This is a genomic window from Candidatus Margulisiibacteriota bacterium, assembly GCA_031268855.1.
Taxonomy (GTDB): Bacteria; Margulisbacteria; Termititenacia; order Termititenacales; family Termititenacaceae; genus Termititenax.
In genome coordinates, this window is record JAIRWS010000021.1 from 23,611 (window position 1) to 35,619 (window position 12,009).

Genomic DNA, 12,009 nt, shown 5'->3' on the forward strand with positions numbered 1-12,009 from the left:
TGCTTGTTCAGAAAGTATTGCCCATATTGAAACTCAAGAAACCATCGGCAAATTCATGGTGATCAGGCCAGCCATAGTCGAGGCGGATCGGCCCCATCGGCGTGATGATGCGCACGCCAAAACCCTGCGCTGAACCCCAGCCAACACGGTTGGTAAAATCGCGTTCGGTATCCAGCGGATCGTAGACCGGATACAACGCCTGTCCGATATCGTAAAACAACGCGCCGACAAACATCTCTGTAAAAACGTAGCGGTATTCCAGATTGAAAACAATGCGTTCATTGCCCTTGGCAAAAATCGATTGATAGCCGCGCACCGTGCTGTCGCTGCCCACATAGTATTGCTCGGCCGGGAAAATATCGCCCAGCTGATAATCATACATCGTGCGGAAAGCCAGCACCTGCTTCTCGGCCAGCGGGTGAAAATGATTGTACTGCGCGGAGTACCGCGAAGCATTGATGTTGCCGCCCAGCAGCTTGGCGGAATGATCCATGGAAAAAACCGCATACTGACCGGTGGTCGGGTTCATCCACTGGTCGCGCGAATCATAAGCAATGCTGTAACCCACCGCGCGGTCTTGATAATCCTGCGTGCGGTCGTCAATATTGAAAACGTCCTCGTAACGGAAACTGTATGTCTCGCTGATGTATTTCGTCTTGCGGAAACCGACCGCGGTTGACCAGCCGTTGCGCAGCTCGCGCTGGGCCGAGAGATAATTGTAGCCGTAAGTCGACCACAGCTTGCCGGTAAAAGAAGTTTTGTTGTCCCACATCCACGGGTTATGGTAACGGATCTGATAAGAAGTCAGTTTTTCGCCAAAAGACGCTTTCAATAACAGGGACTGGCCGGAGCCCATAATATTGTCCAGCAGGAGATCGGCAAAACCAAACCAGCCCTGCACCTGTCCGTAGCCGCCGCCAAAATTTATCGAGCTGGTTTTCTTTTCTTCCACTCTCCAATCCAGATCGATCCGGCCGGTCTCTTCATTGACGCGCACATCGGGTATTAACTGAGAAAAATAATTGAGATTGTAAATGCTGCGGAAATCATCGCGCAGCACAGCGGCATTGAAAATATCGCCGGATTTTAGCTCCGTCTCGCGCAGGATAACGTTGGTCTGGGTCACATCGTTGCCCCGCACACGGACAGCGCCGAGTTCGCCTTCGGAAATCCGCAGAGTCAGCGTGTAATCGTTGTTTTTGTCCGGACGCTCGATCGAGACGATGCGCGCAAAGGTATATTCTTTGTCGCTGTAAAATTTTTCCACCGCCAGCATGTCTCTTTGCAGCTGGCGCGTCGCCAGGATCTCACCGGCCTTTAATTCCATGACCGCCAGGATCTCCGCTTCGGAAAGCGCGCGGTTGCCGGTCACGCGGATCTTTTTCAGCTCCGGGTTTTCCCAAAAAGAAAAGATCACCTGGCTTTTCCAGTCCCGCACTGTCCGCTCAACTTCTACTTTTTCAAAAAAACCCAGATCCAAAATCCGCTGTCTGTTGACTTCCGCGCGCATGGCCGAATAAAAATCACCGACTTGCAGCAAAATTGTTTCCGAGATAGCGACATTCAGGGTCGGCGAGGGGGACGCGGTAGTCTGGCTTCTTAAAATAATTTCACTGATCGGATAAACAATATTTATTTCGGCCTGCTCGTCAGCCGCGTAGTCCTGCCCGCGCAGGGAGAGCGTTACCGGCAGCGCGCCTTCGTCCAGCTCCGCAGGCAGCGCAAAGTAGCCAGTCCAGCTGTCTTTTTCATACTCGCGCAATTCACCGCGCTGCCCGAGTAATTCCACGGTAACGGTGGAAATATTCAAATCCGCGCGGGTCTTCTGGACGTTGAAAGTTACAACCTGTCCGGGCGCATACATGCTGTCCAGCTCGAAAGAATAACCCGCTGTCTCCTCGTTTTCGGCGGGAGACAAAGTCAATTCGCGCAGGGCCGGTGTCACTGGCGCGGAAAAACGCGGCGCGGTGTCCAGCTCCAGCGCGCCAGCAGCGGCCAGCAGGCAGAACAACAATAACATAGAAGGCAGTTTTTTCACGCGGGGAGAATAATAACGTGTTTGAGGAAATCTGTCATATATCTGGAAGACCATCGGCAGAATATTACCGTTATAAAATTACTGTCTGTTTTTCATATAACATCGGCAGAGCATTTTGTTTCAGGCGAAATTTTGTCCCGTGATTATGACCAGTTCGCGCATCAAAATCCACAAACACATTCGCGGCTTCCAATGCTTTCAGAAAGCCGGCAAAGTTAAATTTTTGCAGCATCATTATTTTATTGTAATGATAGAATTCGATACCTTGCTCAGTTTTTACATCAGCCTGCACATAAAAAGCGTTATGCAATTTTGTTCCCGCTTTATGTGCCAAATCGTCAAAACCCCAATATGGTTGTGGGTCTAATTCAGTCAAGCCTATATTTCTTTTGACACTATTCAGCCATTCTTTGTGTTGTTGCACATCAACACTATTAGCGTCAAAAGAAATCAAAACTTTCTTGTTTTCGCAATCAACAACAACTTTGAAGCCGCGATCACTTCTTGACTGTCCCTGTATAGTTTGTCGAAAGCTTTTCTCATTGACAGGATATTTTTTGCCAGCATTTTGATGTTTCCAACCATATTTTGGCAAAAGCATTTGCGGCACAAAGCGAATTGCGCGTGGAGAAGGCTCAATATGAAACAACGTAGTTAATGCAGTGGTATTTTTTCTTTGCGCTTTTAACTCCCATTCTGCGGCATTTGGAATAGGCAGATTATTTTCTTCAATACCCAGCAGGTCTTCAAGAGTATTTCCAACACCACCCGCGCTTCCTTGTCGTTTGTTTTGCACAAAACCAAGAGCGGAAATTTCTTTTAACTTTTCAATAAGTTCCGGTTTAGTATAAATTTTTAGCTTATTGCTTGGCATAATTATAATAAACTCATTTGAGCTTGGTGTTGTTTTAGGCGTTCTCTAGCCATTTCACAATATTCAGGCGAAACATCAATTCCTATAAAGTTTCTTTTAAAATTTAGAGCAGAGATCGCTGTGGTTCCAGACCCCATAAACGGATCAAGTATAATATTAGCGTCTGTTGAGGAAATAATTCTATCGATTAAATTTACCGGGTATGCCGCCGGATGATCATTGTTCATTTCTTGTGTAAATTCCCATACATCGCCATAAGAATTTGCTTTGGCCGCTAGTCTGAATTTCGGTTTGGCTATCAAGTAAATAACCTCATAAGTTGGCAAAAAATAGCCGGGATTAAAATTAAATCCGCCTTTTCGTTTCCAAATAATTATTTGTCTTACCGGAAAGCCCGACACAATATCTTGGCGGTCTTGTAGTAACCCATTTTGCACTCGCCATTTATGGTTATAGAATATTGCGCCGTCATTTGTAACAACTCGCATCATTTCAGCAAGACAATCTCTTTGCCACTGGACATATTCCTCGTGCGGCATACAATCGTGATGATGTGAATACCCTTTCTGCAGCGCCGCGTTCGCCCATTTTCCGCTACTTCCACATTTCATGCCGTTTCCAGTAGAGTTTTTAAGATTATACGGCGGAGAAGTAACAATAAGATTTACAGATCGATCCGGCAGTTCTTTCATTACATCAATAGCGCTACCGCAAATAATCTTATTTAAGAACGTTTCTTCAAATGTTTTTACTAATTGTTGCGTTGGCATACCGGACTTCCTTTTATTAAAAGGTAGTCTAACATAATCAGTTGCTAAAATAAATTTACCGCGAGTTAAAACGTATACCCCATGCCAAAATGGAAGATCCAGTGCAGCTCGCCGCGGCCAAGGTCAAAACGCAGCGGCCCGATCGGCGTAGACAAGCGCGCGCCAAAACCATAGCCGGATTTAAATTCTTTGACCGAGATTTGCGGATCAGTAAAAGCATGACCCCAATCGTAAAACAAAACGCCCTGCCAGTATTCATTGAAAATATAGCGGTACTCCGCGTTGAGCAAAATCATTTTCGGCCCGACGGCAAACGGCGCGATGTCCGCGTAGCCGCGCACCGTGGAGCTGCCGCCCATAGAATATTCCTCTCCCTCTAGAATATTGCGTTCGCGCGAGGACAAATATGCGCCGCTGCGGTAACTGACGCCCACCACGTTATTGTCGCCGGTCAGCGGTATGTAGCGCAGATATTGCAGTTCGTTGCGGAGAAATTCCACGCCGCCCATGCTGATAATTCTCTGGCCGAGAAAATAAATATTGTCGCCGCCCTCGAAATGCAGCCGGTACATGTCGCCATCCAGCGCAATGCCGGTCTCGCCCAGATAACGCAGGCTGTCGTAAATATAAGTCAGCGCCAGCGAGCGTTTGAGATAATGCACCTCGGGATTAGGCCGGTCTTCCTGCACAAATTCGTCCTTATATTCCAGCAAAATACTGTACTGCCGGCCAAAAGGCAGCGGCAGACTAAAATCGGTGGAAAAACCGTTGCGGCGAATCGCCAGTATGTCGCCAACGCCGGATTCAGGATTGCGGATAGTTTCGTAGCTGGTGTTTAGATACGTGGTAAAACCCCAGGTCAGATCGCGCGTCAAAAACCACGGATAATAGTAGCGCGCGCGGTAGCCAAATTTCGGCAGAGCAGCGGGCACGCGGTATTCACGGCCAAACTGCATATTGAGCTGCATTTGCTCGCCGGTGTCCAGCAAATTAATCAAACTAAACCGCGCAAAAGCAAACTGCTCGCGCGAGGTAACGCCCAGTCCCGCGTTGAGCTGGTTTTTCTTTTTTTCTGTCACCTGCAGCCGGATATCCACCTCGCCGTCGTTCACACCCGGGACTATTTCCGGCAGCAGCACCGAGGAAAAATACCCCAAACGGAAAATCCGCACCCTGTCCGCGGCGAGAGTTTTGGCGTTAAAAACCGCGCCGGGCGCCAGGGCCATTTCGCGGAGGATCAAACTGTCGCTGGTATAAACGTTGCCGGACAAAACAATTTCGCCGACAACTGGCTCGACAATGCGCACGCGCAGCGCATTGTCCGAAACAAGCTCGATTTCCTGTATCGAAGAGAGTTCATTGCCCTGTTTTTGATAAGCTCTATTTAAATGCTGAATATCTTTTTCCAGCGTTAAAAAATTCAACTGCTCACCGGTTTTATTTTGCCAAAAATCCCGGATCTGTTCTTCCGGCAGAGACACATTGTCGGCAAATTCCACTTCGCGCAAAACCGGATTTTCGCTCACCACAAAAAAGAGCAGCAGCCCGCCGCCGCGCGGCTGACAATCCGCGTCAACCGCCCGAAAACCGCCCAGCGCCATGATCCGGCTGAGATCCTCCTGCAGAACAGCCGTATCGAGACGCTCACCGCGGCGGGTCTTAATTGCCGCGCGGTTCAAAATATCCGGCGCGCTGTAGATCTGGTTACCGGTGACCGCGATGCGTAAAATCGGCAGATTGAAATATTCCGGGTCCAGCGCGTGCAGTGTACAGCAGATTAAAATCAGGCTTAAGAATTTTCTCATTTTCACTCCGTTAAAAATTATGCAGCATTTCCAGCGACAGCACCGGTATATATTCTTTTTGCAGCGAATCCAATTCTTGTCCGAAATTAAAAGACAATTCGTCCAAAAAACTATTTTTCAAAATCCTCAGCGTAAGTTTATAAGAATTAACCGTGAGGTTCAGGTTTTTGGTCTGCAGATTGCGGTCAAAGGTAGTGTCCACGCTAAAAAACACACGTTCCATCCAAAGGTCTCCGACCATTTCCAGGCCGAATAAATATTCGGACAACGGCGCTTCCGCCGCGTCCGTCAGCGCCGCGGTCTGGGTTTCCAGCCCGGTAAAACGCACCGCGTCAACACCGATATCCCGCTTAAAACGCACATCATAGAGGCCGGTCATTTGCGCCGCGCCTTTTTCCACCGGCCGCAGAATAGCGCGCGCCAGCAAATTTATTTCCGTGACGGTCAGATCGCGTATGGTCTTCCGGACTACCTCGCTGCCGGTCTGCGTGCTTGTGCCGCGCGCCAAAGCCAGCGCCGACTTCATCAACGGCGGAGAAATTTCGTAAGCCAGCTCCTGGAAACGGTATTGGTCGATAGTCTTGCCGGTGTTTCTATCGCGCAGAACATATGGCTCGCCATCCAGCGTCATAGTCAAATTTTCTTTGCGGTATCTTTCAAAAGTGATGGACGACAGATCAAAAACCGAGCCGTCGATAAAGACCAGATAATCCATCTCTGTCGTGATCGTTTGCGGCGTATCCTCTAGATCTATATTGCCGGACGCAACCGCGGCCGCGCTGACCGCCTGCGTGTCATACACAGTAGTCTGCGCCACGACCGAAAGATACGGCTCAAGCAGATGCCTTTCTGTTTCGATAAATTCCAGGTAGTTTTCCCGTGAGCGGTGCGCTGTCGCGCCCAAAAAATATTTTTCCTGATCACGCTGCTCCAGCAGGGTAAATCTGCGGTCGAGAAAGCCCACATAGCCGTCGTCGAGATAAATCAAGCCATCGATGCGCAGATGATTTGTCGAGCCGCCGATGTGCACGGGCGGATTGTTGTCGCGCAGACCAACATTGATCTGCCCAAAAAACCCGGAAAAATCGCTGCTCAAAAGCGATGCCGAGGACGCCGCGCGCAGATTATTTTTAATATTTAAATTCAAATCCAGCAGCACCGAAAGCGCTTTTTCCGATTCGAGATTGAACGGCTTATCGGCGGCTAAAAGGATCAAAGCGCCGTTGGAGAAAGACAGCGTGCCGGTCAACAGCGGCCCCAGCGGCTCATTAGCGCGGATCCGCCTGTCGATGTCCGCTTTTTTCTCCGCGCTGACTGGCAGCACCAGCTCGCCGTTTAGGCGGACGTCGCGCAGCTCAAAATCTCCGCTGTACAAACCGCGGAGATTCAGCTCGCCTTGCGTATCCTCGATCGCCAGATCGACCGGTAAAACGACCTGTTCGACCTGCTGGAAATTCCAATCCCGCAGCCCCAGTCTGCCAGACAAACGCAGTGGAGGAGTATCACGCCCGTCGCTGCGCAGAATAATTTCCAAATTGTGGAGCGTCAACTCATTATCGCGCAAAACCAGATCGGCGCGGCGGATCAAAGCATTCTGAATATAATAATTATCAAAACCGAGCCTGGTGTTCGCCAGGTTTAATTTGTCCGCGGAAAGCCGCGGCTCCGCCAGCGTGCCGCGCAGGGTAAGGTCTACCTCGCCGGTCGGACTGCTGATCGTTCCGCCGAAAAACTGGTTCAGCAGCGCAAAATCTTCTCCCGCCAAATGCAGACGCAAATTTATTTCATCCTGCGCAAAATCCTCATCCCAAAAACCGAACAAAGGGAAGGAGCCGGTCAAAACATGCCGCGCGGCGCGGCCGCCTTCCGTTAAAGTAAAATCCTGAAAATACAAATTGCCCGAGCTGACCAGCGCGCTTAAAAAGAAACTGTCGTGGCCGGGCATACCGGCGGCACGCAGTCCTCGAACCAAAATATTCAAACTAACCTGCCCGCCGCGATCTGTACCGGCGGTAAACTCTATTAAATCCGCGCCCTGCCCCTGCAGCGAACCGCTGACAATACGCAAATCCTGCTCCAGGCGGAAATCACCGCCGTGGCTGTAAAAAGCCAGATGTCCGTCCAGTTGTCCGCGCAAATCCAGCGCTGGCAATGCTCCAGCAGTCGGCGCGGCCGGAAGATAATCTTTAAATTTGCTTAAAACCGATTCGCCGTATTCCGCGTACAAAATACCGTCTGGCAGCCGCGCCGGCACGAACGGCTGCTGATCTTCCGCGGGGTTTTGCAGACGGCGCTGCAGATCCTGCCAGACCGTTCCAGCCTTATCGGCAAATTCATAAGCCGCCGCCAGATCCACTTTGGTGTCCACATCCACGCTGACCGCCAATCTCTGCCAGACTGGCTGCCCGCCCGCTGCGAGTTTGACGCTGGCATTGCCGGTCAAAAAACTGTCGGCCAAACCAAAATGGAAATCCGCCACATGGAATTCCGTACCGTCGAATAAAAACTCTCCACTGAGCAGCGCCACAGACAGATCGGCATAGCGCAGCTCCTCGGCACGCAGAGAGCCGTCAAAGCGCAGCCGCTTGTCCAGCCAAAACAATTCACCGGTAAATTCCGCCGCGCCGGCGCTGTCCGGAAAATACCGCTGCGCAAAACTGCTTTTCTGCAAATCCAGCCGCGCGCTATGCACCACCGCCGCAATATTCTGCGAAATGTCTTTGTGTAGCGCGGCGTTGATCGCCAATCCGTCGACTTTGAGGTCTAGATCAGCCAGCAGATTTTCCCAGCCGCCGCGCAAAACCAGACTGCCTTCCATTTTGTCGGGACTGCGAAAAAATATTTCGCCCTGACCGCCCTGCACGGCAAATTCCGCAGACACCAATCCGATCTCGCTTTCCAAATAACCCAGATCAGCAACCGCCAGCCGGCCGCCGCCGGACAATTCGGACAGCGGGCCTTTTAGCTCAAACGAAGCCGCGGCGAGACCGGAAAGGCCGTCCAGCGGCGCCAACGCGCTGTATTTTTTTCGCAGATCGACATCCCGAATACTGCCCTGCAAATTAATTTCGGGAAGCGGGCCGGGCAAAATCACGCCGTTGAGCGTCAGCGGCGCGCCGGACAGATCGGCCTGCAAATTATCAAAATAGATCTGCCCGTCCTGCCAGCTCAAAGTTCCGTTGATCTGCCGCAGCGGCTCGGTCAAAAGTCCGCCGGGTTTAAATTCTCCGCCGCTCACGTTCATTGCCGCGGCAAACACCGGCGCGGATTTTTCCCGGGCGGTGAGGCGGAAATCAATATCCGCGCGGCCGGTGTTAAGCTCGTAATCAGAAAAAGACAGCGCGTAAAAGCCGTGCTCAGCCAGCTCGACCCGCCGCGCGTTAATAGTCAAAGCATAACCTTTGCCGTAGCGGCCGTTGAGATACACGCCGGTATTTTGCCCAAGCGTGCCGGCCGCGCTAAAAACAATCTCACCGTCCTGGATCTCCGCCGTGCCGTTCAGACCGGACAACCGCTGCTCGTAGCGGCGCGGCAGAGGCTTTTTGCCCCAGCCCTTTTCATCAATGTACCGCACGCTGATATTGTTCAGGCTGACGCGTATTTTGGGCTGCGGCGTTTTTTTGCTATTCTCCTTTTGGTCTCCGCTGTCCGCCGGCAAAACCAAATTCCACTTGTCCTGCGCGTCGCGTTTGAGCAGCAGATAGGCGTCGTTTACCGAGATGGTGCGGAGATTGGACACAATGTCCATTCTTTGCAGGAGAATATTTTTAAGGCTGTAGGTCAGCTCGGCGCGCCCGATCAAGATCGTATTCTGGCCGCCAGCCTCGCTGACCGTCACGTCGTTTAAGATCAAGCGATTGTATAAATTGCCGCGCAGCTCGCCGATCGCCACATTTTTAGAGATCAGCGCGCCCAGCTGTTCTTCCAGCAGCGGCTTTATGTACCGCCGCACATCCAGCGGGTTGGCGAACACGGCCGCCCAGAGCAGGAAAAACAGGCAAAAATAGCGCCAGCGCAGCATGCCGAATACTAGCAAATTTTCTGCTAAAATACCTTTTATGCGCCTGCTCAAAAGATTGGATTTCTGGCTGCTCGCTGGATTTATTTTAATCTTCTTTTTTATCCTGCCCTGCGTGCCGGTCATCGACGGTGACACTTTTTATTATCTTGGCCGAGCGCGGCGGATACTGGCCACCGGCGACCTGTTTAACAGTCAGTTCCTGATGACCAAACCGGTGCTCGGCCTGTGGTCTATGGCTTTGAGTTTAAAAATTTTCGGCCTCAATCTTTTTGGCGTATATTTCTGGCATACTATTTTTGCGGCGGCCGCGCTTGGCCTGCTCTACTATTTTACCCGCAAACATTTTGACCGGCGGACAGCCTTGTGCGCCGCGGCTATTCTGCTTACTTCTCTAATGTTTTTTTATCAAACAGCTTCTCCCATGCTGGATATACCCATGCTGTTTTTCCTGCTTCTCGGGCAAATTCTGGCTTTAGAATATTTACAAACCGGACGGCCGCGGTATCTTTACAGCCTGGGTCTGGCGACCGGCCTGGGTTTTCTGACCAAAGGTCTTTTGCCGGCGGCGCTGCCGTTCCTGACAGCCGGAGCATATCTGCTGGTCACGCGGCGGGAGCGGGTCTGGCGCGCGGAATTTCCGCGGCAGCTCGGGCGGCTGGCCGTAACCGGGCTTATTTTTCTGGCGGTCTGTTCCGTCTGGCTTATTCCGCAATTTCAAAATCACGGCGCTGAGTTTGGCGCGGCGCTGTACCGCGAAAACATCGAGAGATTTTTTCACCCGATCGACGAGACCGGCGGTTACCGCGAAGTATCTTCCAGCGCGCAGATCGACCCGCATCTAAATATTCTTTATCTCTGGCTGGGTTTCCTGCCGTGGAGTCCGTTAATTATTCCGGCCCTTCACGCCGCTTACAAAAATAAATATTTCAACCGCCGGCCGGAAATTTTGTTCATGCTCTGCTGGTTTTTTCTGGAGCTTTTCTTGACTTCGGTCTCCGGACATTACAAAGGCCCGCGTTATTTACTGCCGCTTTTTCCGCCGTTGAGCATTTTATGCGGCGCATTTTTAACTTCGTCCGCCGCAAATAAATACGCCAAAACTATTTCTCTTTCTTTCTTTTGGACTGGATTTGTTTTTGCCGGATTGGCTTTAGCCCTGCCTTTTATCAAATACACACACGGCGAAGAAGTTTACCTGCCGGTAGTCCTGCCTTTTCTGATCTATTTTGTCATCAGCCTGTTTGGCTCGGCGCGGCTGGCGCGTCAGGGGCGCGGCTGGCAATTTACGCTGCTTAGCGCGCTGGTCAGTTACATTATCTTATTTACCTGCGCGGCTTTATTTTTGCCCGGGGTACAGTTCCCGGAAAGATACGCTGACCCGCGCGCGCGGATACTAAAATAACATGCTTTACCCGCTGGCTATTTTTTCCGAACAGGATTTGCGCCGCGAGATGCTGGCTATTGACGTCAGCGCCGAGGGCGCCAAATATATGCGGGACAAATTGTCTTTACAAACTGTCAAGATAATCAATTTGACCGGCTCCTGCGCCATTATATTAAAAGAAGAGGCTTTGTCCGCCGGCGCGGAATGTGCCATACCGCGTGAGGTAATTTTGGCGCCGCGTCAGAAATATTCCGCGCTGCTCTTTGGCACGCGGCGGCAGTTCAAAAAAATTCAGGCCAAAATAAAAAACCAGGCTTTCCAGGAATTACGCGAATTAGCTCTGGCTCTGGCCAAATACTGCGTTGAACCCAGACCAAAATCTCCGCTGCTCATGGGCATTTTAAATGTCACGCCGGATTCGTTTTCCGACGGCGGGCAGCACAACGCTAGCGCGCCTGCTGTCCGTCAGGCCCTGCGCCTCTGGCGCGAAGGCGCGCGGATCATCGATATCGGCGGCGAGACCACCAAACCCGGCGCGCCGGAGATCAGCGCGGCGGTAGAGCTGCGCCGGACGATTCCGGTTATTCAAGAAATTCTGCGCCGCCGGCCCCAAGCAGTTATTTCGATCGACACGACGAAAAAAGCCGTCGCGCTCGCCGCGGTCAAAGCCGGCGCGCGGATCATCAACGATGTTTCCGGCCTGACCCGCGAACCGCTGCTGGCCAGGATCGCCGCGGAGCATAATACCAAATTGATCGTCATGCACCGCGCCGGCAATTCGCGCGTCATGCAGCAGAAAACCAAATACGCCGATCTGCTCGGCGACATTTTGCGTTTTTTGGAAAACAGCCTGCTGACCGCGCGAAAATACGGCGTGCCGCGCGAAAATATTATTGTCGACCCGGGCATCGGCTTCGGCAAAACCACGGCGCAAAATCTTTATCTGCTCAAAAATCTGCGGGCTTTTCATTGCCTGGGCTGCGCCGTGCTGCTGGGCGCGTCGCGCAAATCCGTCATCGGCGACACTTTGCGCCAGCCAGTCGAACAGCGTGAATTCGGCACCGCCGCGGCCAGTATTGCCGGAGTTTTAGGGCAGGTTGATTATCTGCGCGTGCAC

The 12,009-nt window shown here is 51.6% G+C and carries 7 protein-coding genes; 2 read left to right on the top strand and 5 right to left on the bottom strand.

Annotation, left to right across the window (positions count from 1 at the left end):
* Positions 1–7: 7 nt before the first annotated feature.
* The 5 genes from LBJ25_01375 to LBJ25_01395 all read right to left on the bottom strand — a co-directional run bounded on the left by LBJ25_01375 (position 8) and on the right by LBJ25_01395 (position 9,508).
* Positions 8–2,038: a BamA/TamA family outer membrane protein gene (locus LBJ25_01375; GenBank protein MDR1452616.1), complete on the bottom strand. Its 2,031-nt coding sequence runs from the start codon at positions 2,036–2,038 to the stop codon at positions 8–10.
* Positions 2,039–2,108: 70 nt separating this feature from the next.
* Positions 2,109–2,912 carry an MvaI/BcnI family restriction endonuclease gene (locus tag LBJ25_01380; GenBank protein ID MDR1452617.1) on the bottom strand — a complete coding sequence of 268 codons (804 nt, stop codon included), beginning with the start codon at positions 2,910–2,912 and terminating at the stop codon, positions 2,109–2,111.
* A 2-nt stretch (positions 2,913–2,914) separates the two neighbouring features.
* Complete coding sequence (locus LBJ25_01385) at positions 2,915–3,682, bottom strand: site-specific DNA-methyltransferase (protein MDR1452618.1); 768 nt, start codon at positions 3,680–3,682, stop codon at positions 2,915–2,917.
* A gap of 65 nt (positions 3,683–3,747) precedes the next feature.
* Entirely contained in the window at positions 3,748–5,487 is a 1,740-nt protein-coding gene (locus LBJ25_01390; GenBank protein MDR1452619.1) for a BamA/TamA family outer membrane protein, read from the bottom strand.
* Positions 5,488–5,497: 10 nt separating this feature from the next.
* Positions 5,498–9,508 (bottom strand): hypothetical protein, encoded by a 4,011-nt coding sequence (locus LBJ25_01395; GenBank protein ID MDR1452620.1) that lies wholly within the window; start codon positions 9,506–9,508, stop codon positions 5,498–5,500.
* Between the two features lie 37 nt (positions 9,509–9,545).
* Here LBJ25_01395 and LBJ25_01400 point away from each other — a divergent pair, with 37 nt between their 5' ends.
* Positions 9,546–10,910: a glycosyltransferase family 39 protein gene (locus LBJ25_01400; GenBank protein ID MDR1452621.1), complete on the top strand. Its 1,365-nt coding sequence runs from the start codon at positions 9,546–9,548 to the stop codon at positions 10,908–10,910.
* 1 nt (position 10,911) lies between these two features.
* On the top strand, positions 10,912–12,009 hold a 1,098-nt coding region (gene folP, locus LBJ25_01405; protein MDR1452622.1), incomplete at its 3' end, for a dihydropteroate synthase.

What these genes read in the sequence shown, in the direction of transcription:
- LBJ25_01385 (MDR1452618.1), bottom strand. Translation starts at nt 3,682, where the DNA reads ATGCCAACGCAACAATTAGTAAAAACATTTGAAGAAACGTTCTTAAAT.
- LBJ25_01380 (MDR1452617.1), bottom strand. Translation starts at nt 2,912, where the DNA reads ATGCCAAGCAATAAGCTAAAAATTTATACTAAACCGGAACTTATTGAA.
- LBJ25_01395 (MDR1452620.1), bottom strand. Translation starts at nt 9,508, where the DNA reads ATGCTGCGCTGGCGCTATTTTTGCCTGTTTTTCCTGCTCTGGGCGGCC.
- LBJ25_01390 (MDR1452619.1), bottom strand. Translation starts at nt 5,487, where the DNA reads ATGAGAAAATTCTTAAGCCTGATTTTAATCTGCTGTACACTGCACGCG.
- LBJ25_01400 (MDR1452621.1), top strand. Translation starts at nt 9,546, where the DNA reads ATGCGCCTGCTCAAAAGATTGGATTTCTGGCTGCTCGCTGGATTTATT.